10 protein-coding genes are annotated in these 23525 nt (G+C 59.9%); 3 read left to right on the top strand and 7 right to left on the bottom strand.

Annotated features, from left to right (window positions below; genetic code table 11):
- Nucleotides 1-110 precede the first annotated feature (110 nt).
- The 3 genes from ACIQJ2_RS21340 to ACIQJ2_RS21330 all read left to right on the top strand — a co-directional run bounded on the left by ACIQJ2_RS21340 (nt 111) and on the right by ACIQJ2_RS21330 (nt 5482).
- A complete protein-coding gene (locus ACIQJ2_RS21340; RefSeq protein WP_400677593.1) occupies nt 111-1625 on the top strand; it encodes a mechanosensitive ion channel family protein in 1515 nt (504 codons plus the stop codon).
- Nucleotides 1626-1829: 204 nt separating this feature from the next.
- The gene (locus ACIQJ2_RS21335; protein ID WP_400677591.1) at nt 1830-2720 is read left to right on the top strand and encodes an amino acid ABC transporter substrate-binding protein; all 891 of its coding nucleotides are present in this window, start codon (nt 1830-1832) and stop codon (nt 2718-2720) included.
- A 200-nt stretch (nt 2721-2920) separates the two neighbouring features.
- Complete coding sequence (locus tag ACIQJ2_RS21330; RefSeq protein WP_400677588.1) at nt 2921-5482, top strand: FAD-dependent oxidoreductase; 2562 nt, start codon at nt 2921-2923, stop codon at nt 5480-5482.
- Between the two features lie 681 nt (nt 5483-6163).
- Here ACIQJ2_RS21330 and ACIQJ2_RS21325 read toward each other — a convergent pair.
- The 7 genes from ACIQJ2_RS21325 to ACIQJ2_RS21295 all read right to left on the bottom strand — a co-directional run bounded on the left by ACIQJ2_RS21325 (nt 6164) and on the right by ACIQJ2_RS21295 (nt 23514).
- Complete coding sequence (locus ACIQJ2_RS21325; RefSeq protein ID WP_400677586.1) at nt 6164-8392, bottom strand: hypothetical protein; 2229 nt, start codon at nt 8390-8392, stop codon at nt 6164-6166.
- The gene (locus tag ACIQJ2_RS21320; protein ID WP_400677584.1) at nt 8389-8820 is read right to left on the bottom strand and encodes a hypothetical protein; all 432 of its coding nucleotides are present in this window, start codon (nt 8818-8820) and stop codon (nt 8389-8391) included. The genes ACIQJ2_RS21325 and ACIQJ2_RS21320 overlap by 4 nt, the downstream gene beginning before the upstream one ends.
- A 363-nt stretch (nt 8821-9183) precedes the next feature.
- A complete protein-coding gene (locus ACIQJ2_RS21315; RefSeq protein ID WP_400677581.1) occupies nt 9184-12477 on the bottom strand; it encodes a DUF499 domain-containing protein in 3294 nt (1097 codons plus the stop codon).
- Between the two features lie 13 nt (nt 12478-12490).
- Nucleotides 12491-15301 carry a DUF1156 domain-containing protein gene (locus ACIQJ2_RS21310; protein ID WP_400677579.1) on the bottom strand — a complete coding sequence of 937 codons (2811 nt, stop codon included), beginning with the start codon at nt 15299-15301 and terminating at the stop codon, nt 12491-12493.
- Entirely contained in the window at nt 15285-19517 is a 4233-nt protein-coding gene (locus tag ACIQJ2_RS21305; RefSeq protein WP_400677576.1) for a sacsin N-terminal ATP-binding-like domain-containing protein, read from the bottom strand. Before ACIQJ2_RS21305 ends, ACIQJ2_RS21310 begins: the two co-directional genes overlap by 17 nt.
- A complete protein-coding gene (locus tag ACIQJ2_RS21300) occupies nt 19514-20005 on the bottom strand; it encodes a hypothetical protein (RefSeq protein ID WP_400677574.1) in 492 nt (163 codons plus the stop codon). The genes ACIQJ2_RS21305 and ACIQJ2_RS21300 overlap by 4 nt, the downstream gene beginning before the upstream one ends.
- A gap of 8 nt (nt 20006-20013) precedes the next feature.
- On the bottom strand, nt 20014-23514 hold the full coding sequence (locus ACIQJ2_RS21295) for a helicase-related protein (protein WP_400677571.1): 3501 nt from the start codon (nt 23512-23514) through the stop codon (nt 20014-20016).
- Between the last annotated feature and the right edge of the window lie 11 nt (nt 23515-23525).

Below are 23525 nucleotides of genomic sequence, written 5' to 3'. Positions count from 1 at the left end.
GGGCGCAGCATCGCGAAAGACAAAACCAGCCGGTTCGCCCCCATATGGCGTTGCGGCCTCTTTCGTGCCAAGTTAGCTCCATCCGAAAGACAGAGTGCGGCCAAGTCCCCATGCCCCTTGCACTTCTTGGTGATCCGATCGTCCAGTTCTGTATCCTGGTCGTCATCGGCACATTCGTCAGCCGCATCATGCTGCGCCATCAGCGTGCGGGACGTCTGATCGGTCAGCTGATCTTCTTCGCCTCTCTGACCGTGCTCCTGCTCTATCACGGCATTATTCCCTACGAGCCCAGTCCTCCGGAAAATTCGGTGACGCTGCGCACCTTCACGGGCTTTGCCAAGATCATCTGGTGGATCAACGGCGCCTGGGTGCTGATCGCCTTCGTGCGCCTGTTCCTGATCTTCGAACGCAAACCCCGCGAGGGGCGGCTCCTGCAGGATCTGATCGTCGGCATCATCTATCTCGGTGCGATCCTCTCCATCGTCGGCGATGTCTTCAGCGTCCCGATCGGCACGCTGATCGCAACATCAGGCGTCTTCGCCATCATTCTCGGTCTCGCCCTGCAGAGTACGTTGAGCGACGTCTTCTCAGGCATTGCGCTCAATCTCGGTCGCCCCTATTCGGTCGGCGACTGGATCGTCCTCGATAATGATATCCAGGGCCGGGTCGTCGAAACCAACTGGCGGGCGACGCAACTACTGAGCGGCACAAACGATCTTGTGGTCATACCGAACAGCGTCCTTGCCAAGACGCGGCTCACCAATCTTTCCTCTCCGGACGAGAGCCATGGCGCCAGTGTCACCGTCCGCATCCAGCCGACCACGCAGCCTCGTATCGTTGCCGACTTGATGCAGAATGTTCTGATCAGCTGCAATTCCATCCAGAAGACGCCGGAGCCGAGCGTTTCAATCAACTCGATCGATGGACAGGCCATCGAACTGCAGCTCTCATTCCGCGTACGCGACATATCGCAGGCGATGGTCGCAAAGAATGAAATCTACGATCTGCTCTACCGCCATTCGAAAGCAGCAGGTCTCAAGCTTGCCGGCCCTCCCGGGACGTTCGCGCTTCCTGCGGAACACAAGACGGAAACACCAGGCGAGCAGCAACATGCTCCCAGCACGCCGTGGCGGCTACTCAGCAATATCCCGCTCTTCTCGTCGCTGACAGAAGACGAGAAAGAACACCTGGCCTCGCATATGCAGCGGCGCACCTATCGCAAGGATGCTGTTATCGCCGAACAGGATGCCAAGCTTCGCGCGCTGACGATCGTGCGCTCGGGCGTCGTCAGCATCACCAGGCGCGAAGGGCACCGGCAGATCGAGCTGACGCGCCTCGCTCCCGGCGATTATTTCGGCGAGAACGGGCTGCTGATGGGAACGGGCGAAGTCGGCACAGTCCGCGCCCTCACCTTTGTCGTTACCTATGAAATCGGCGAGGATTGCCTCTCGCCGATCCTGCATGACAGGCCGGCCCTTGCCGAAGAGCTCGGCGCCATCATGGCCAAGCGCATCGAAGCCGAGCGCCATCTGTTCGCCAGCGGCGACATGCTCGTCAACGGCGCTCCCGTCAGCTCGCTGAGCTCGCGCATCAAGCATCTCTTTCAGCTGCAGCAACACGACTGACCCAGCCCGGCAAAAGTGTGCAGCGGTTTTCCCTCTGCAACGCACAGTGCTTAGGGGCAACGGGTGCCTTGTGAACGAGAGATTTCACCACCCTTGTGCGATGGGTCAAACGCCTTTGACAATCCATCGTTGACAAAAGTCAGCCAGACCATAATCTGCGCCCAAGCCTTTGCGATCGCCACCAATTTTTCGGAGATCAGAACCATGCTGGCGAACTGCATGAGACGATTGATTTTTGCAGGCGTTGCCCTGGGCCTTTCCGCCTATGCCGCTGCCTCCGGCCAGACGCTCGATCTGATCGCGCAAAAGAGTGTCATCCGTATCGGCTATATCAACGACGAGGCACCGTTCTCCTTCAAAAACAAGGAAGGCAATCCGACAGGCTATGCGGTGGATCTCTGCGGCAAGATCGCCGATGCTGTCGGACACAAGATCCCCAACTTAACGCGCGACTACGTCGAAACGACCCTCGCCGATGGCTTCAACGCCGTGAAGGACGGCCGGATCGACCTTCTGTGCGGCGCCTTGACCATCAACCTTGCCAGACGCCAGAGCGTCGACTTCTCGCAGCCGATCTTCCTGACCGGTGCGAGTGCCCTTCTGCGCAAGGATTCGCCCGACTATCTGATGGCACTTTTCCTCGACAAGCGGCCAACCCTTGCCTCCAGCAAGCAAGCGCCCGCCAAGAGCGCGATCGGCGTCCGCTCCAATACGACCACGGGTGCGACGTTGCGCGAAGCGCTCGGATCCGACGTGCCGAAAACACGCATAGAGGACTTTGCGACCCATCAGGATGGCCTTGCTGCGCTCGAAAGCCACAGGATCGATGCCTATTTCGCCGATCGCGCACTGCTCTTCGATCTTGCAGCCCGCGCCCGCAATCCATCTTCGCTGGCCATCGGGAACCGGCTGTTCACCCACGAACCCTACGGTATCGCGCTCAAGCAGGATGATTCAGCCTTCCGTCTGCTCGTCGATCAGACATTGACCGACCTCTATCAATCTGACGATTTCACGAAGTTACTGGCGACCTATTTCGGCAACGAGGGCCCGATCCTGCGCCGTGAAGTCATGATGCAATCCATTCCGCAATAGGGTTGACGGCCCATAGCGGATGGCCATCGTCGCCATTGCGACAAGATAGAGGCACGTTCCCTACTGTGAAATCCGGCGCATCCCGAAGGCTACGGCACGCAGGTCGTCGTGCAAGCATCTTGAATATGTCGTAGACAGGCTCTGGTCGCCGCCGCACACATCATAAAATCCGCTACCAGTATCAATCAGGGTCGCACGCAATGGCAGTATTTCCTCAAAAGGCGAAGGTCGTCATCATCGGGCTCGGCGGTATCGTCGGCGCTTCGATCGCCCACCATCTGATCGAGCGCGGCTGGGACGATATTGTCGGCATCGACAAATCAGGCATCCCGACCGATATCGGCTCGACAGCTCATGCCTCCGACTTCTGCTACACGACCAGTCATGATTTTCTCTCCTGCTGGACGACACTCTACTCCATCGATTTCTACGATAAGCTCGGCCACTATGCGCGTGTCGGCGGCCTCGAAGTCGCTCGTGTCGGTGATGACGATCGCATGGCGGAAATCAAGCGCAAGGTTACCTCGGGCAAGGCCTTTGGTACACGCGTGAGCCTGGTCGAACCGGCCGAGATCAAGGAAAAATTCCCGCTGATCGAGGAAAGCATGGTTCAGGGCGGCATGTGGGACCCGGATGCCGGCCTCGTCATTCCGCGCTCTCAGACGGTTGCCGGCAAGCTGATCGATGAAGGCGAAAAGAGCGGCAAGCTCGTCTCCTTCGCCAATACGCCCGCCCAATCCCTGATCGTCAAGGACGGCCGCATCTCCGGCGTCGTCACCCATCGCGGCACCATCGAAGCCGACTATGTCATCGTCTGCGCCGGTCTCTGGGGTCGCCTGATCGCCGAGATGGTCGGCGAGGACCTGCCAGTCATGCCGGTCGACCACCCGCTGACCTTCTTCGGCCCCTACAATGAATTTGCCAACACCGGCAAGGAAATCGGCTTCCCGCTGATGCGCGACCAGGGCAACTCCGCCTATATGCGCGACACTGGCGATCCGAAGACTGCCGAAGGCGGCCAGATCGAATGGGGTTACTACGAGGAGAAGAACCCGCGCCTCTGCCATCCCCGCGATCTTCTCGAGAAGCACGAGGCTCGCCTCTCGCCTTCGCAGCGCGATCTCGACATGGAGCAGATCATCGAGCCGCTCGAGCGCGCTATGGAACTGACGCCGATCCTCGGAGAGCTCGGCTACAATGAAGGCCATTCCTTCAACGGTCTTTTGCAGGTCACGACCGATGGCGGCCCATCCGTGGGCGAGAGCCAAAAGGTCCGCGGTCTCTGGTACTGCGTCGCCATCTGGGTGAAGGACGGCCCCGGCTTCGGCAAGCTCGTCGCAGACTGGATGACCGACGGCCGCACGTCGATCGACCATAACAGGATCGATTATTCCCGCTTCTACCCGCATATGCTGGAAGAGAAGTTCATCGAAGGCCGCTGTACCGAGGCTGCCCAGAAGATCTACAATCCCGCGGTTCATCCACGCGAGCCCTATGCGACCGGTCGCAATGTCCGCCGCTCACCCTTCTATGAGCGCGAAAAGGAACTCGGCGGCTACTTCATGGAACTGGGCGGCTGGGAGCGCGCGCACGGCTATGCCGCAAACGAGCACCTGCTGGAAAAATACGGCGACCGCATCCCGGTGCGTGCAAACGAATGGGACAACCGCCACTTCTGGCGCGTCTCCAATGCCGAGCACCTGGCGCTGAGCGAAGATTGCGGCATCATCAACCTCTCGCATTTCGCGATGTACGACATCGAAGGTCCTGATCATGTCGAGCTGCTGGAATGGCTCTGCGCGGCCAAGATCGGCGGCGACGCCAATATCGACAAGGGCATCTACACCCACTTCCTCGACGATGAGGGCATGGTGCGCGCCGACTTCACCGTCATCCGCATGGCCGACCGCTGCCGTCTGATCGACGGCGCCGATGCCGGCCCGCGCGATTTCCACTACATGCGCCGCGTGGCACAGGACAAGGGTTTCGACGTCACCGTCACCGACGTCACCGAGCGTTACGTCACGATCGGCATCTGGGGACCGAACGCCCGCACCAATCTGCAGAAGGTCGTCGAGAACCCAGAAATGCTGTCGCAGGAAAACTTCCCCTTCGCCGCCATCAAGCAGATCCGAATCGCCGGCAAGAATGTCACCGCGTTCCGCATCTCCTATGTCGGCGAACAGGGCTGGGAATTGCACATGGCGTATGGCGACGCACTGGCCGTCTGGGATGCGCTGCGCTCGACAGGCGCGATCGCCGTCGGCGTAGAGACCTATGCCAATAGCCGCCGCATGGAAAAGAGCCTGCGCCTGCAGAATGCCGACCTGCTGACGGAATATAATCTGCTCGAAGCCGATCTGGCCCGCCCGAAGGTCAAGGAAGCTGATTTCCGCGGCAAGGCCAAGCACCTCGAATATCGCGCCAGGGAACATCAGCCCGCCATGCTCTGCACGCTCGTCGTCACCGACAATATCGACTCCAACGGTGTGGCGCGCTACCCCGTCGGCATCCTGCCGGTCATGGACCTCGAGACCGGCGAAACGCTGATCGACGAACTCGGTCGACGCTCCTTCACCACCTCGATGGCCTACGGCCCGACCATCGGCAAGAACATCGCGCTCGCCTACCTCCCCTGGTCTTACGCCCAGGAGGGCCGCAAGCTGAAGGTCGAATATTTCGGAGAGATCTATCCGGTAGAGGTTGTCAGCGTCGGCTACAAGCCGCTCTATGATGCTGAGAATCTCAAGCCAAGAAGCTGATATCGGCGCTTGTAAAACGACCAACGACATTCCCTGCCCGCTGGCTTGCCAGCGGGCAGCTTCGCTTGGTGCTTATGCCCGGTCTGCGAGCGATATCGTCCAGTTCTAAAGGATTGCGGGACACCCCACCTCCATCGTGGCTCTTCATGAACTACGGCTTGAAGGCATGTGCCTAGAAACACAAAAGCCGCCTCAAATGGCGGCTTTTCCAGTACAGATCATTGCTACGTTAGACTGCGGTCTTGCCGGCATTCTGAAGTTTAGCCGCTGTTCTGGCTTTGGTAGCGCTATGTATTGTATTGGGGGATTATTGGTTGCGGGGGCCTGATCGCGCCGAGACTTGCAAAACTAGTCAGTCAGTTTCTACATCCGCGGAAATTAGTTCCGCTTGGTAAGTTGTCCATCAACTCGGGCATTCACCTCAAGTTACGCACTGAACAGTTTGAAACCGATATCGCACCGGCAGCTCCCGGATGTAAAAGGCGAAAAAGCCTATAGCGCGGCAATCAGGTAGGATGAGACGGATCTCACCTCGATTGCCGCTATGAAAAAACCTCTCGATTCGCACCGCATCAGACAGCGCCGCACGCGGCGGGCCGCTTACGACGCCGCAGCGCGGTATCGCCTCACAGACCATGACATCGAAGTTAGACACCTACATATACGACGCAATCCGATCAGTCAGATAGCGAATTCGAAATGAACTTGGTGGAATTCGCCATTGTCGAGCACACCGCAGCGCACCCGCCGCGTCCCTGCGTCAACCGCTATCCCTTTTCCATGCGGATGCCAGAACGGCTGGAGATGGTTGGCCACCCCGCGCATTGCACCGAGATAGAAGTCACAGTCAAGCTCGGTCCTCGTTCCAATATACTCACGATAGCCGAAATTGGGGTGACCGGAGGCCCAGCGACCCGCAAAGTGTGATTGATCGAAAAATGTGAAAACGCCCAGTGGCCCATACTTGCCGGCCTCCATGCAACCGGCATAGGTCGCAAGAAGGCTTGGTGTCAGCTCTTCGGAAAACTCATATGCGCGCTGGACACCAAGACCGTCCGGTTCGCTGCCGGTAGCCTCTCCAAGATATTCGTCGTGAGTGTTCCAGATCTTGGCGATGAGTGGACGAATGCCTTCTTTCGCAGGAACCGGCAAAACGACAGGCTTTTTACTGATCTTTCCGCGATGCGTACGAGAGATATGATCCCCGATCGCCGCTCTGACCGCATCGCTCTTGTCGAAGGCCAAAGAGGCTTGCTCCTGTGCTTGGCGAGCGACTTCAACGGCGAGTTCGTAGGTACCAGAGAAGCTTGGGGCATTCCGCTCGATGGAGTCACGCAATTCGTCGAAGAAGGCGCCTGCGATCGTGTTAGGCCGCCAGCGATTAGGCATTGCGCTAGCCGTAGAGCTTACAAGCACTGAGTTGCCTGAAGACATGGAGCCAGCCAAAGACGACGGCGGCACAGAAGGCTGACAGAACTTGCCTACTGGTCCCGCGATGAACCTCCCGACCAAAAAAGCGCGTAGAACCTCGCTTGATGCACGAGCCGCGAAAGGCTTGTACCGATCATCCTTTTGAGGGTCGGCATAGTCCATGACGCCCTTGACGACAATCCATTCGGGTACCCCCGATGCTCCTGCCGCTCGGCCGATCGCCGCAGCCTCCATCTCGAGACCGATCACGCTACGCACACCCATATCCTTGAGGCTTTCCCAAGTGATCCCATCCTTCACTACGACATTGCCGCTGGCAATCGGGCCAACTTTGATTGCGAAAGGCAATTGCTCAGGTGGATCGACGTCACGTATAAGCGAATGCTCGACCTCGGCCACACCCCCGGGCGTCAACTTCAGGGAGGTCCCGTCCAGCTCGATGATCTTCTCCGCCTGCAGAGTATCGATCATTGCGGCCCATTCGCCCTTGGCAAAATAGCGTGTCCGTGCCGGATGCTCCTTAGGATTGCCACCGGCGTGAACTCGCTCAAGCAACCAATAACGCGCATCGCGTGATGAGGGCCTTCCGAAACTTGGCAACGCTTCAGGTCGCAGCAACTCAGCCGCACGCCGCCAACCTTCACTCACCAGCGATTGCCGGTGATCACCGGTAAAGCCGCTAACCTCTCGCTTTCCTTCGTCATATTGATAAGCAAGTTCCGACACGACTATATCACCGAGCGCAAGATCTTTGGGGTTGCCGGCGCAAACACCGCACATCACCAAACAATTGGGCTGCAACCGGTCGGCGAGCCGACCCGCGAATTGCCCAGTTTCGATTCCACCCATACGTGAAGGTCGTGCAATCGAGATCGAGAAAAGTGCCTGTCCCTCATGATAGAAAACGCCGCGGTCATGAGGCAAATTCGTAGCCGCTTCGAGCGCTGTCCAGTTGCGCACGCCATCGCCGTCGAGTTCGTTTGCGCTTAACGTCGCCTTGGCCGCGTCATACTCTTCCTTGATTGCGGTTATTAAAAGTACGTCGGTTGTGTCGTCCATTGTTGCCTCTATGGCGTCAGGCTTGCGAATGAGCTTAAATCGTCCCGACGTGCGCTGGCTCGTCCAGTAATTGCCGCTCAACTCCTCGCCATGCTGGTAGTAACGTAGTATCGCTGCGCCTTTATAGGGTCCAGCGGCATCTGAGTGGGTGGCTCGGGGCTCAACTTCATACATGTAGTATAGGATTGGGTCTCCGGAGACGTCTCTCCGAGACTGAACTAATAAAGTGTGCGAATCAGAGCCCCCCGAGCGAACCGTCATGCCGATGCCATCTCTGTCCTGCCGAATGAATGCCTCCGCATCCACACGGCCATTCTCGTCGCCGCGAACCCAATAAATCTCCATCGCCCATTTGCCCGACACATCGGGGAAGGCGAGGTCTGAGAACCCAATCGGCGGGGCCTTCTCTTCATCCATCATGGTTTTGTGGCCACTTCCCGCCCATTCTCGAACACGGCGACGCCATAGTTAGCACTGGCGACCCCGCTGGCGAGGATGCCTTCCAACGTTGAACCAAACAATGCCGCCATATATCGGCCGCCCACACGCCGCTGAGGATCCGCTGAGAGTTGCGGGACGACCGGTGGTGAGAAGTACTGCGACAGCCGGACAAGTTGTAGGTCGGGTGCCAGTATATGAAAGCCATCATGCAGTTCATGAGTCTGGTCTGAGATCGCGATGAGAATTTCGCGAGTTGTTTGCAACGATGAAATAGGCGCCAGTGGTCTCAAGGGAACGATTGGAAGCTCGCTCAAATTGGCGCTCACTAAAACACCTAGGCCGGAAAATGAACGTCCGGCACTGTAACGAACGTCATCCAGGAGTTGGCACAAGAGTTCGATATTCATATGCAATGCCTTCGCATCCGGTCAGTGGTACCGTCAAGATCGGCCTCGCGCCAAGCCCCGTTACATCCCATTGGCGATGCAGGCATTCTCGGCAGCGCACCCGTGAGTGTGTCAGCGAACGCTACGCCTTGCGGCGTAGCCAATGTTGAACGGAGGCATCAAGTGTCTCTCGTCAACCTCGGGGCCCACCCAGATCATGACGTCATCGATGGATAGGTCGATCATCGCGACGCAAGCCTAATAGTTGTGTTAGAATCAGGCCGATGCTATGGCGGAAGATCATGAGGTAGCTACTTTCACGCAAGACCAAGCGATAAGTTGGTAGGCATCTCAGAACCAACGACATCCACAACTCTACCGCGATCATTCAATCGATTTCTCGATAAAGCCTAACGTATTGGCGTTCTCGACCAATGTTCGCACCTTGGCACGATCAAGACCGTCAGGAATTTCGGCGTCGATCTCAAGTCTGAGTTTCACTTGGCTACCACGCAACGTAGTGAGCTGCTCTACGATCGCTTCTACGACTTGATGAATATCTCTCGCTGGCCGCTCCGACGAAATCATCACCGCCCCTGTAAACCGGGTCGGCTTCTTCTCTGCAGGCGGTGATCCCGGCGGCTCGCCACCAGGGAGATCATCAGGCCCCGGTGGTTCCTTGTTAGGGCCTGGGTCGCCTGTTGGGCCAGGTTGGGGGGGCGAAGGTCTGTGCCCCTCGGCGACCGCGGGTTTCACGAGGACACTGTCGGTGTCTATCACGACCACGGTGTTTGCCGCCCGATCAATCGCCAGCCCCAGATAGGTGTCTGACTTCTCGTCCCATCGCTCGGCATAAGCGAACGGACCGGGCAGCATGCCGCTCACGGCCGCGTGCACAGCCTTGACCAGCACGTCTTGGTTCTTGATCCGCGGCAGATAGATGTAGCGGTTGAGATATTCCCGCAGGTCCTTCAGCGACAGTCGCGGCTGGTCGTTCCAGATGTATTTTTGAAGGTCGCGATCTAGGCGCGACGGGCCTAGTTCGATGAGCAAGCCTTCTTCCGCCACCAGCTTCTTGCTGGCACGGGCCAATAACCCGTCCTGCGCCGGAATCTTGCCCGACACCCATTCCCAATCGGCTTGGGCGCTCTCCTGGGCCGGATAATGCAGATAGCACCACGCCTCCTTAAGGCGGGTCTTCATCGTCTCTTTCGCTTCGGCCAACTTGGCGTCGGCCAGCTTTTGGTCGCTCGGTCGGAGTTCAAGGCGCTCCTTGTCACGGACGATTTCGCCCCAGGCCAAGGAGGCGCGCACAGCATCTCTCAGATGGTCGAGTTGCCGGGCTTCCGCGGCGATGAAGACGAGCATGTTGCGATAGACACGCGGGGTGCTGCCGCGTTGCGTGAGAATGTCTCTCGCCTCGACCAATGCCTCCGAGCCGTCCCGCCCGTTATGCGGATGTTTGACGCCCAGCACCACGGCGCGCACGCCGCCCGCTTCATCTGGAACTTCGGCCGATGAAGCCGGGGCGACCTGCACGGAGTCGAAATGCCCGCGATCGCCAAGGCCGTTAACATACTTTCCGAGTTCGGCATCGATCGTCACATCGACCAGCGCCGCCTCGATCTGCGCCGCCTTGTCCGCAGCGATACGGTTGAGGCTCGCCGACATGGAGTACCAGTACCGGCCAAGATCGGCGTGCATGAATTTGGCCTGGTTGGTCAGCCGACGCAGCGCATCACCGAAGATCGACGGCCTCTCCCCCGGCTGCACAACGCCAAGATTGATCTGCTTGTCGTCGAGGCCCGTGTTCTGCTGCTGCGCGGTTGGCGCGGTCCCCATGAAAATCGCGCGGGCGACGCGCCGGGTCGCGGAATAGCGGTTCAGGTTGGGCGCGGATTGGTCGACCTTGTATGGGGTGGACGCCGTGCCATCGACATCTCCGGCGATGATCGATTGCCAGGTCACATCGAGATAATGGAGCAATTCCGGCTCCACGCGGGGCGAACTCACCGCCACGCTGCCCGGCATGATCATCACCGATGGATCGGCATTCATCCAAAGCTCGTGAATGGCCTGCGCCATCAGGCGCAGAACGCCGCGCGTGCGCTGGAATTTTTCGAGCGATCCCCAGCTTGTATAGAGCTGGTCGAACAGCTCGGGATGGATCGGATAGGCTTTCTCCAGCTTGCGCCGGTAGTCTTCATCCGCGCAGCCCTGCGGGAAATCGTTGGCATTCTCCCGATACAGCTTGGCGAACTGCTTCAGCGTGTTGTCGCGGTGATGGAACTTGTCGCCGGAGATTTCCTTGAACAGACGCCGCCGGACGATCTCATAGCTCTCTTCCTGGCTTGCCGGTCGCCACGAGGACTCGACACGGCTGAAGGTTTGCTTGAGGCGGGCTAGCGCCTCCTGACCGCCTTCGCCGCCCACTTCGATCTGCGACGCCGGCAAGGAGGCGACCAGCAACGTGCCGGGGCTGGCCTTGACCGCTTCGGTCAGCGACTGGACGAAGGACAGGTTCGCGTCGAACGATCCCGATGGCAGCCCCTCGACCTTGTAGATTTGCCGCAGATAAGCAACCCATTCGTCAATTAGGATCAGGCACGGCGCATATTTCTTGAAGAGTGCCTCCAAGAGGTTCGAGCCCGGCGCGATGCCGCTGGCGTCATTCTCCGCCACCATGGCGAAGGCGTCAGCGCCGCCAAGTTGCCAGGCCAGTTCGCCCCAGGTCGTGCGAACCTTGCGGTCGCCTTCGACGTGGAGAACGTCCTGCGGTCCTCGCGACGTGCCGACGAGAACCGCCCGGTTGATACCCTCGGGCACGGTCAGACCGAGCCTGTCGAGCAACTGATCCAGGCCCGACAGATCCTGCACCGGCGTCGGCCCCGCCATGTGATAAAGGGCCAGCATCGAGTGCGTCTTGCCGCCACCAAAGTTGGTTTGCAGCTCGACGACGGGATCGCCGCCGCTACCGGAAAGCCGTTTGGCCGCACCGATCAGCAATGCGCTCAATCCCTCCGTCAGATAAGTGCGACTGAAAAACTGGCGCGGATCGCGGTATTCTGACGGTGCGCTTCCCGAATGGACCTTGGCCAGATCGGCCGCGAACTCTGCCTGCTGAAACTCACCAGTGGCGACATCCTGGTGCGGCTCGACCACCTCACGCCACGGCAGCAGGCCCGCCACAGTCTCGACCGAGATTTCAAGGCGCTGGGTTTTCCGCCGCTCCTCGTTTCGCGCCAGTTCTGTGAACTTTGTGCGCAGGATAGTGTCGCGCATCTTGCCGAGCTGCTCGGCAATCTCACCAGCGCTGATCGCCTCCATCAGCCGACGCATGGAATCGAGCGCCCGTTCGGCGTCGTCATAGGTAAAGGTCTCGCTGTGCGAGAGCTTGTTGCGAACGTCGCCCAGCTCATTGACCAGCGACCGCTCGGCGCGGCCGAGAACGGCCTTGAACGCCTCGGTCCAGAAGCGATCCATCGCGTTAAACAGCGCGGCGTGGTCCCAGGCAACGTCGCCGTTGCTGTTGGGGCGCAGGCTTGCCAGCTTTTCCAGAACCTGCACCTGCCAGTGCCCCTTGAGCGAGGTTTCCAGCCTCTTTTCGACGAAGGGGATCAGTGCCGCCGGCAGCAGTTCCATGCCTTCAAATACATATTGGCGCGTACTCTTTGCCACGTCCCGTTCCCCCTCAAATATCCATGCGGGTCTGGCGATCCCCGCTTATGTCGTGGATGGTCGCTGCCGCCTTCGTCAGCTCGGTCCAGTCAGCGATCAAGGCATTGTAGGCCGTGGCCTCCTTGGCATCCTTCCGCTTGTTGGCGCTGATGTCGTAGAGGCAGTATGCGAGATCCTTAACGGCCTCGGCATGTATGTTGATCTTCTTCAGCAAAACGGCGGTGTCGTGAGAAATGCCGCCCTTCTCGTGGGAACGGACCAGATGCTGGAGGCATTCCCATACCGTTAGGTGACGGTCCTCCTCTGGGTCCCAATCCTCGTCGAGTTCATCGCGGGTTAAGATGCGGACCTTCCCAGCGGCGCTTTCGACGAGGCCGGCGTGCTTGACGCGTTCGACCGAGATGCCGCGCGCCCGAGCAAGATTGTCGGCAACCCCGTATTCGCCCTTACCAATCCCGTTCTGCTCGAACCAAGTGATAGCGAAGCGCGTGTCGGCATCGAACTCGCCTTGGATGCCGCCGATATATTCGTCAAGTTCCCGGTTGATGAGTTGAAGCGCGGTCTTCACGCTCATCGGGCTGTCGCCGGACTCCAAAACTGCCTTGTAGCGTGAAAACACGCCCATGCCGGGTCCGATAGCTGATTGCGGCATGTCTGCAGGAGCGATGTTTGCGATTTGAAGCTCGGCAATTGCCGGCGGCAGTTCGCGCTTCAGGGCTCGGATGAACTCAGCACGGGTGATGATGTCGGCTGTGGCTTGCCGCCTGCGGCAGACAAGAACAACGGAATTGGCGAGGGCGTTTGTACCCGAGGCGATTGTTCTTGCCGCGCGTTCAGTACGAACGGGCCACGTCCCAACAATGGAATAACCTGCTGAGATGACAGCTTGGAGGAAAGTGGCCCAACCCGTCGACGAAAGACCTTCTTCCTCAATCTCGCTCTGCTTGAAAGCGTAATAGATCGTGGCAGGAAAATCATCTGAAGACTGAGTCGCCAAGCTAGTGATGGCCGCGGTCATTCCGCGAAGAAAAAAGCCCTCTGCTTCGTCGCGACCACCGTGGCGATAAGGAGTGGCAACCAATTCCTCAGCCTTCGGCACAGTAAGAGTACTGGCGACCTCAGGATATATTTCCTTTATCGATCTCCGAAGCCACACATAAAAGAAATCGGACAAATCTGCATAACCGATGTTGTCGTAGTACGGTGGATCTGTCGATATCACACAGTTCTCTACAGGAAACTTGGCAAAAGCGGCATCCGCCTGAGTAACGCTCCCATTGGCCGCGGGCCAAACCCCTAATAGCCCCCCAGCTACACTTTCACAGAAACCAGAAAAGCTTGCCATCTTCCCGAACGAGTTCGTTTCTACGAAGTCCCAACTCATGGGGACGGCTTGCCGAGCGAACAACTGTCTTATGTTCTGGTTGGTCGAATTCCAACCGCAGATGCTGTTGCCATAATCAGCAGACTTGTCCAGTGCAAACGCGAGATACAGGCTCACAGCCTCAGCGTAGGCCCGAGCACCCCTACCGTTATCTCGTAGCGGCGTGGATTCGGAGGTGAGGCCAGCCGCGAGCGCATCAACCTCAATCTGAGCACGTACCTCGTGGACCAGATCGCTGAAAGTGTTCAGCGCGACCAATTGCCGGTTGGTGAACAAATCCCCGAAGGATTCCATTCCGTAGGCAGGCGGCGAGAACCAACGAGGGTTCTCTGGCTGCCGCTGTTCAGGCCTCCAGCTTGGCTGGGCAGAAAACGCGACAGCTTCATGCTCAGATGTCGGCGCAATGTAGACACGGCCGCCTTTACCTTCGCTTACAATCGCAAGGAGAACTTGCCCCATCTTGCCGGACTTTCCAGCCAAGATAGTGTGTTCGGGCGTAATGGCGGTGTCCGACATGAGGCATCGAAAATTAGCGCCTCGGCCCGCCTTGGTGCCTTCCTTGGCAATGGCAATCTCGGCTTTTGTGCCACCCTGTCTGATCCTAAAAATTATTGTTTTTGCTATCTTATCGATAACGGGCTCAACCCACACTTCCTTGCCGGCCTTCGTGCTGAGTAGAAAACTTGATGCGATCGGCACCTGGACGGTCGAGAACGCGGGGTCGGGGCTGGGCACTGTGCGCGCCCATATCCAGGCAATTACTGTCGCCCTACCGTTACCCTGTTCCTTTGGCAGATTTATTTGCGGGTAGAGATGTCCTATGCGCTCAAATGCCTTCTCGCGTATCCATTCGCCATAGTATTTTACGTCCTCGGCAAGACCCTCGACATTGCGATAGAACTGCCGGTCTTTCACACCCGGATGGATCGGTTCTTTATCTTTGAACTTCGGTGGTATCTCGATCATCGCCTTGCCGATCATCACTGCAACCGGGTTTAGATCTGACCCGTAGGCGGGCAGACCGAGGCGCTGTGCCTCCAGCGGGATCGACCCGCCACCCGAAAAAGGATCATAGACCGGGGGCAATTCGCCGCCGCAGCTCTTGCGAATTTCGACGCGAGCCCGCTCTAACACTTCTTCGTTGGTCGAGTTTTCCCATTTCACAAGATCTTCGATGATACCGAAGAGGCGGTTGCGTTCCGCCTCCTGTTCCTCGTGCGATGGGAACCGATCGGAGTCGCTTGACGGATCATCGACAAGCTGTGCGAACAGAATCGCTCGGCAGGCAACGATTGGTCGCCTTGCCCACCATTGGTGGAGAGAACGCGCATGTCCTTTGAGGAAGGGACTGCCCTTTTCTTTTGCCGACGCGGCATTAATCGACTCAAGCGGGATCGCAACCTCGATCAATTTCTTCTTGGTTTTAGTCGTCGAGGTCATAAACAAGCCTGTACGTTGCAGGGTGAATGGTCAGCTCGCCGCCATCGCGCAGCGCGCGTAGGCGGGCGCCCGTCATTTCGACGGGATCACCCTCTGGGTTGATGAGAATGAACGAATAGACGTCCGGCTTCTGGTCTAGCAGACCCCAGACGTCAGCTTCAAGCTGCAGCGGTTCTCGCTCAAGGCAATGTTCCTTTGGATGATAGTGGCGCAGAACCTCGCCGCCCGCCGAGCGGCGCTCCCATGGAAAGCGCGTGCCGTTGGTGCGGCCGATCCAGCTCCCGTCCGCGTGGAAGAAACGATCCTCGCCATCAGCCTTATAGCCCTGACCTAGTGCAAATCGCGCCATGACGCTAGATCGCGGTGGCCTGGGTGCGGCGCGAGGCCGGATCGTCATTTCGGTTTCGATCAGCTCGCGATCCGGCTCCTCGGTTTGCGACTCAAATTCGGGCTGCGTAGCGGATGGGTATTCCTCCGTCAGGAGGAGATCGTCCGCCTGCGCCTGCGCGGCGTCACCGCACGCGTCTTCGGCAGGTGCATCGGCGTCATCGTCCTCGTTTGGAGCGGCTGCCGGTTGGGCCTCCACGACTGGCATGGCCACTTCCTGCTCAGGACCGAGATTGAAGTTCTCCTCGAGATAGTCCTTAATGTCCTCGGGTGATCGCTCGAATGCATATGCTAGCGCCGCGCGAATATCCGCGCTCAGGCTCTTGCCGATCTCTTCCGGCACCCGCTTCGCGAGCTTGGCTTTCGATAGCGGGCTGACGAACAGTTTGCGGTCGAGCCACAGGATGTCCGCGAGCCGTGCCGTGCCGGCGGGCACCCCGTCGAGATAGGGAACGACCTCCAGCTTGGGTGCCTGGACCCAACTCGTAGCCGCGATCGCTTCCGCCAACGCCCGCACGCGCTCGTTATCGGCAAGATCGGCAAGCTCAATCCGCGCGAGCTGGGTTCCGAACGCCGTCAGCCAGGCGCGCCTGTCTTCCATGGTAGCCAGCAACGATGGTTGCTTAAAGCGTTCCTCAACAAGGTCCGACAACGCCGGAAGAGCCGAGAACGGTGATGCCTGCACGGTCTCTGCCGGTAGCCGCTGAAGGTCGGCAGTTTTGCACTTGACCCATTCGTGTAGGTGGCTCCACCGGAAGAGGGACTGCATGCTCAGCGAATAGTTGAGCGTCTCAACCGGCACCCACTCACCCACGAGGTTCACCCAGTGTCGCCGTTCTTCCCAAATGCGCGTCGGGTATCGGACCAGCAAAGTTCGAACCCGTCGGACGTCGTCGGTCGACAGCGCCTTGCCGGAGGCCAGTGTCCCTAGCCACTGCAGGGCCAGGTCGACGGACGGACGGTCGGCCACACCGACACGATGCCACAGACTGAGATCGAGCACGGAACCGCGGACAACCGCGGCGCCGGGGACATCCTCCTCGTCTCCAGCCAGGAAGACGGCGCCAGACGTCGCCCACGTCCCGTCCTGGGCGAGGATCAGCTTCTCGGTTTTGAAGGCGTTCTTGATGTTCTGCCCATCAGCGGTCGAGCAACCGTCGAGCATCTGATCCAGGCGGCGATACCACTTCTCGACCTCATGCGGCGGCGCCCTGTCGGATTTCGCCAGCGCGCGCAATCGGTCGAGCAGACGTTCGGGACCGCTCGGCGTGCTGCGGACGCCGAGGAGGTCGAGTAGTGGACGTGTCGTTTCCCGATCAAGCAGCCCATTCACGAATGGCTCGACGTCAAGAAATGCTTCCGTTTCGGGGGTTCGGCGCACGAGATCGCCGGGTTTGTGGAGGAATCCACGCACGTCCCGGAGGCACGGCAGTTCCCTAAGTCGCGAAGCCCACGCCGGAAGCAGACCGCGACGCAATACCGTTCGTCGATTGCCATTGGAAGCTTCCTCGACGACTGTCGCCGATGCCTTCTGTGCCCAGAAATCGCTCCTTTCAGCGATCATTTTCTCGGCAATGACCGCCCATATGCCGTCGTCCGTCTTTGCTGAACGTTGCCAATGAGCCCATAGCTCGGGCGGGAAGTCCCAATCGTGAATGTGGAACCAAGGGTCCTTGTAGCGATATTCGATCCGCCCTGCGAAAAATCGATTCCTAAGTTCGACGTTCAGCGACGCCTCGCGTCCGGAGAATGTCTTCACTTCAACGAGAGGCGGGAACGTCCGCAGTCCTGACTTGCCCGACGAGATCCATTGAAGCCATTCTTCGCGCGTGCAAGACTTAAGGTGGGCAACATAATCGGGATGCAGAAGCTGCTTTTGCCTGACTGTCTCTGGCAGCAGTACCTCCAGTGCGCCGTCCTCATCGAACAGCACTGTCTTTTCGACGGAGCGGAGCGTCCGGTCCGCGCAGGCGTAGCGGAAGCATTCACCGATCGTGACGCCGAGCTTAGCTGCTATCTGAGCGATCTGGACGCATTCGGCCAGCTTCGGCTGACCGCACGCAAAGTAGTCGGCCGCAACCCGCTCGATGACGGCATTAACATCGCTGGTTTCGTCGAGGCCGATCGCCTCCAGTACAGCGAAAGCCGCCTCGGCGGCCTCGCCGTGCCGTGCGTCCTCATCACCCTTGCCCCGGCGCTGGTCGGCAAGGAAGCGCGTCCAATTCTGATTGAGCACGATCAGATGGTCGGCCAAAAATTCCCAGTCGTCGTCCGACTGGAGTAACTTCTTCTCACCAAGCCGCACGACTTCCGACGCAGAATAGAGCACCTCTTTGCCCTGGACGGGCACGATCCGCAGTCGGTCCGCGTCTTGGCACTGCCAACTCGTTACTTCGGGCGCGATGTAAGACCAAAGGTTCAGCAGATGCCGCCAGGTTGACGGTCGGGGAAGATGATTGCTGCGCAAGCGCTGAAGCAGGTCAGTCTTCGAGAACTCCTCGACCAGACCCCAGTGTACGAGCTTGGTCCGGTCCTTCGCCGACACATGCTGGCACAGTGCTGGCCGTGATTCGGCATCGAGCAGAGCCATGGCCTGGTCGGCGGGCCAGATGTCGAACACCGGCCGCGGCACAGCGATCGCGGCCTTGGCGTCGGCCAGATGCCCGTCTTTAGTCAGCAACGCCGGGCGACCATCGATCGCATCGGCAAACGCCAGTTCGACGATCGCGCCGCACGACCCTTCCAGCGTGGCGGCCTCCCGATCAACGTCTGGCAGCAGACCGTAGGCACCTGCCCGGTCTTGCGGACCGGTCTTCGTCTGCTCCAGCCACTCCATCATGGCGGTGGCTGCTAACTCGCCCGCGCGATTCAGCAGCCAGCGATTTGTTGGCGAGGTCTCCGGGTCCTTGATCTTGACACGTGCGGGGTCTTGGATGAAGGGCGCGTTGCAGGCGAAAGGTAACGTCGTTTCCACGCCGGTCGGCAGCACGACGTAGAGGCGCCCCTTCGCGCCCAGCACGATCTCCACGCGGCAGGGCGGGAAATCGCCGCCGTCCTCGGCCCCCAGCATCCGCTCCTTGCGGATCTCATCGAGCGCTTCGGCCGGGAAGGCTTCCTCCCCGGACCGCACGAGGAGGAACGGATCATCGGCTTTCTCATCCAAAGCCATCCATTCGCTCTCGGCAATGGGGCCGGGCCCGAGACTCTGCCAATGCACCTCGCTGTCGCCGATCCGCAGGCGACGAATCTTCTTGAAGAACAGCAAAGACACCGGGCTCTTCAGCCACTCGTCGAGGTTCTTCTCGACCTCACGGCGCAGCAAGGGGTTGGCGATCGCAACCTCGATGCGGGTGGTTCCCGATGTCACGTCGCGGTCGGCGATCCAGTGGGGCTGGGTGAAGCGCGTGCGCTCGAACGCGACCGCTAACGTGGGCGTGAATAGCTCCACCCGGTCGCCAAGGCTGAACGTGCTTTTGAAGCCGATCCCCCGGAAGCCGATCGTGTGCAGAGCACGCTTGTTCGAATAGCCGAAGCGGCAAATCGAGGCGAAATGGGCCTCAATGAAGTCCTCACCATTGTGCTCGAACACAAAGCGGTCGTCCTCGATAGACACCCGCGCTTCGCTGGCACCGGCATCGTCGGCGTTCTGGAGCAACTCGGATAGAATGTGCCGCGGGCTCTGCACCTGCTTGAAAAGCTGGTGCCAAGGGCCGGCCAACTCCGGGTCCGCCTCAAGCTGGTCCCAACGCTTGGTCGCGCGCTCCTGTATCGACCGGAAATAGTCGGGCGGATCGGCAGCAATGGTTTTGATCTGGCGGCTCACGCTCATAGCGAAAGCTCCAGCGTTGAGGGCGTGGCGACTAATTCCGGGCCACGAGGCGGCGCCGTCTTGCGCCAGCCGCCCTTGATGGTCTGGATGGCGGAGATCGGCAGCCGCTGCCCGGCGGGCATCTCATGCAGATCGCGAACATGCCAGAACACCGCCCAGTGGCCCTGATTGTCGGCGGCATATTGGCCTGTCGTCGGCGGCCGATGCACCATCCCCTCTGAGTGTTTGCCGTTTTGGCTTTCTTCGCAGCCGACGTACCACCCCTGCCAGGACACGACGAAGCTCAGCTTGGCGGGCACATCCTCATGTGATGGATAGATCAGGACCGGAACCCGCGAGCCCGCTCGCAGTTCGTCGACCTTGCGAAACAGCTCCCATTTACGCGACCCGAAGGCAACGAAACCCGTGGCGCTGGCGATGGCGCGCCCCGATTGAAGGTGCTCCAGCGGCACAGGGGCCAGGATGGAAAAATCCGCGATGCCGGTCATCTCGCCCCCTATGCCGGCTCTTGCGCCCGCTCCAGCAGGCGTCGGAGGTCAAATTGTATCGCGGTCTCGAGGAACGATGGTTCCCGTTCCACGAGCGGGCCTCGCACATAGCGCGGCGCATGCGCAAAACCCGCAGCCACTGGCACGATGGCGAGAATGAACTTCTCGGGTTCATGCAGGGAGGTGATGACTTCCTGGCGCGTGACCATCACGCTGTCTGCGCCGTCGATGCGGCCCTTGACCTCAATGAAGCGCAGGTGCCCCGACCTCGGATCGTGGGACGCGATGTCGTAGCCGATCTTCTGGGCGGAGACGTCGGCCGGCTCGTTGCCCAGTGCCCGTTCTGCCGCCATCACGGCTGCCATCGCCGCAAGCTCGATTTCCCGGCGCGCGGCCGGGTCTTCTGCAAAATGGTTCGGAACGCTCGGCGCCTGACGTTCTTGCAGTAATCCGCGCGGGATGACGACCATGCCGCCCCGCACGCGCGGAGGCTGCGACGAGATGAAACGCTCCCGCTCAAGCTGGTCCATGCGGCGTTTTTGCCGATCCGCCAGGTCTTCGGCGCGGCGCTGTGCGTTCTGCCAGTTCACCCGCGTCTTCTTGCCGGCGCGCTCCTCCTCCTTCAGCTCGAAGGCGCGCGAGTCCCAGTAATTGATTTCCTTCTTGAGACGTGCGCGAACCTCCTGCTCGACCTTTTCGATCTCAGGCAGCCGCCGCGCCTTGACCTCGGCGACATGGCCTTGGGCCAGTTCGACCGTCGCGAATCTGATTGCAGCCTTCTCCAAGTCGGTGTTCAGCCAACTCTCTTCCAGAAGATCGCGCACGCTGCCGACTTCCTCCGGCGTTGCCGGCCGCAGATTCAAGTGTGGCGCGATGCCGGCGTTGACGGTGTTTCCGCCCTTGTCGATCGCGGCGAACTGGAGGCGCTGCGAGATCACGTGAGGCTTACCCGCGCTGGTGACGCGACCGTCCTGGACCGTATGTTCCAGCAGGAAAATCGCCGACAACGCATCACCCGCGTCGGTGTCGTCGACGAGGATCGCGCCCTGCCGCATGATCTGCTCATACTGTTCGCGGATGAGGCTGATCACCGCTTCAAGAACCGGATGGCCGGGACAAACGAAGGCGGCGACCGGCTGCTGGTTGATCTTGTCCTTCTCGAAGCAGATGCGCTCATATTGTGTCTGGAGCGGTGCGCCGGTGCCGATCTGGCGATCCCGCTCACGGATGCGCACCGGGACATGCGTGACCTCCCAACGACCTTCCTCCCGCCGCCTGATCTTGCCACCCAGATGCTGGAACGCTTCGACGAAGAAGCTCTGGATGTGGTGCGGCTGCAGGCGCAGCGCCTCGGCACGCTCCATCTCCAGCCGCAATTCCTCGACCCTCGCTTCGGGCATGGTGTCGTTGGTCAGGGCGCGACGACGCAGCAGTTCGAGCAGGTGTGCCTGATCGACCGCCCCGTCGACCTGCTGGAAAAGACGCGCTTTTACGTCCTCCTGCTCGCCATATTGGATCGCCTCGAACAGCAAATCCTTCAGCGCCACGCCGTCGAACAATTCGCCGAGCACGTCATAGACGCGGCCGCCCAGCGCCTCGCGCGCCGCTTCCAGTTTCTCCAGCAGCCGCGCGTAGACCTCGCCCTCGCGCGTATCGGCCGCGACGAGATTCCAGAGGTGGCAAACCTCGGTCTGGCCGATGCGGTGGATACGGCCGAACCGCTGCTCGATCTTGTTGGGATTCCACGGCAGGTCGTAATTGACCATGAGATGGCCGCGCTGAAGGTTCACGCCTTCCCCCGCCGCATCGTTGGCGATCAGGACCAGCATGTCCTTGTCCTGCATGAAGCGCTCGACCACCTTGCGCCGCTCTTCGCGCGATACGCCGCCGTGGATCACCTCGACGGCCTCGGAGTTGCCGAGCCGCGCCCGGACCTTGTCAAGCAGGTAGTGCAGCGTGTCCTTGGGCTCGGTGAAGATGATCAGCTTGCGGCGATTGCCGGCCGCGTCAATCATCAAATCGTCGTCGAGAATCCGATTGAGCTGGCTCCACTTCGTGTCCACTCCCGAACGCAGCACGCCGAGCGCCATCGTCTCCAGCCCCTTCAGGGTCTCGACTTCGAGGGCCAATTGCTCGACCGTTTCGGCCGTCGTCGCGCCCGTCGAGATCAGATCCTCAAGCTCGTCGATCTCCTCCTGGCCATACTCCTCGATATTCCGCAGCATGTCGGCGTTGATCGCCGGTTCGGTCGCGCCGGGCCGGCGGCCCTTGGCGGCAAGGCGCGCTTCGCCCAGCTCGTTTTCGAGCCGTTCCCGGCGCCGCTTGAGGGACTGGTAGATGGCGGCCGGCGACGAGGCGAGACGCCGCTGAAGGATCTGCAAGGCGAAACCGACATTGTTGCGCTTCTTCCCGTCCCCCTCGGCGAAGCGCTGCACGCGGTTCATCTCGGTGCGCACATATTCGGTGACGGCAGTGTAGAGCGCGGCCTCCCCTTCCGAGAGCTGATACTTGACCGTGCGCGCCCGGCGCTCGGGGAACAGCGGTCGGCCATCGAACTTGAGCAGTTCCTCCTTGGTCAGCCGCCGCATCATGTCTTCGGTGTCGGCATAATGGACACCGTCGCGGAACCTGCCCTCAAAGCGATCGCCGTCGAGGAGCGCCATGAAGAGCTGGAAATCCTCCTCCTTGCCGTTGTGCGGCGTCGCCGACATCAACAGCAGGTGGCGGCAGATCTGGCCGAGCTTCTGGCCGACCTGATAGCGCCGCGTATATTTGACCTCGCCGCCGAAATAGGTAGCTGACATGCGATGGGCTTCGTCGCAGATGATCAGGTCCCATTCGCGCGCGCTCATGAGCTTCTCCTGAAGCTCCTCGTTGCGCGCCAACACGTCGAGACGGACGATCAGCCTATCCCGGTCGCTGAACGGATTACCCGACCGCGAATTCTCGATCATGTCGCGGGAAAGGATGTCGAACTCGAGATTGAACTTCTGGCCGAGTTCGTCCTGCCACTGCTCGACCAGGCTGCCCGGCGCAACAACGAGACAGCGTTCCAGATCGCTGCGGGCGATCAGTTCCTTCATCAGCAACCCGGCCATGATTGTCTTGCCTGCGCCGGGATCGTCGGCAAGAAGGAAGCGAAGCGGTTGGCGCGGCAGCATCTCGCCATACACCGCCGAGATCTGGTGCGGCAGCGGATCTACCAGGCTCGTGTGAATTGCCAAATACGGGTCGAAATAATGGGCCAGCTTTATGCGGTTGGCTTCCGTCACCAGTCGCAGCAACTCGCCGTCGGCGTCGAACGACCAGGGCCGCCCATTTTGCTCGACCTGAAGACGGTGCTCGTCGTCCCGGTAGAGAACGGCCTCGGCCACCGTGCCGTTATGGTCGCGGTAAACGACATTGATCGCCTGATCGCCGATCCAGTCTACGGACACGACCTGCGCGACCTGCGCCGAGGTAATGCCCCGGACGGATGCACCATTCTTGATATCTTCCAACCGCGCCATAACCGCCCCTA

It is taken from the genome of Rhizobium sp. NPDC092011, from assembly GCF_044756305.1.
In the GTDB taxonomy this organism is placed as follows: Bacteria; Pseudomonadota; Alphaproteobacteria; order Rhizobiales; family Rhizobiaceae; genus Rhizobium.
Note: the sequence above shows the minus strand (reverse complement) of the source record. Positions and strands in the feature narration are given on the sequence as shown.

Bases quoted from the DNA above. Each gene is read 5' to 3' on its own strand.
- ACIQJ2_RS21295 (WP_400677571.1), bottom strand. From the start codon at position 23,514: ATGGCGCGGTTGGAAGATATCAAGAATGGTGCATCCGTCCGGGGCATT.
- ACIQJ2_RS21325 (WP_400677586.1), bottom strand. From the start codon at position 8,392: ATGATGGATGAAGAGAAGGCCCCGCCGATTGGGTTCTCAGACCTCGCC.
- ACIQJ2_RS21305 (WP_400677576.1), bottom strand. From the start codon at position 19,517: ATGAGCGTGAGCCGCCAGATCAAAACCATTGCTGCCGATCCGCCCGAC.
- ACIQJ2_RS21330 (WP_400677588.1), top strand. From the start codon at position 2,921: ATGGCAGTATTTCCTCAAAAGGCGAAGGTCGTCATCATCGGGCTCGGC.
- ACIQJ2_RS21340 (WP_400677593.1), top strand. From the start codon at position 111: ATGCCCCTTGCACTTCTTGGTGATCCGATCGTCCAGTTCTGTATCCTG.
- ACIQJ2_RS21300 (WP_400677574.1), bottom strand. From the start codon at position 20,005: ATGACCGGCATCGCGGATTTTTCCATCCTGGCCCCTGTGCCGCTGGAG.
- ACIQJ2_RS21335 (WP_400677591.1), top strand. From the start codon at position 1,830: ATGCTGGCGAACTGCATGAGACGATTGATTTTTGCAGGCGTTGCCCTG.
- ACIQJ2_RS21310 (WP_400677579.1), bottom strand. From the start codon at position 15,301: ATGACCTCGACGACTAAAACCAAGAAGAAATTGATCGAGGTTGCGATC.
- ACIQJ2_RS21320 (WP_400677584.1), bottom strand. From the start codon at position 8,820: ATGAATATCGAACTCTTGTGCCAACTCCTGGATGACGTTCGTTACAGT.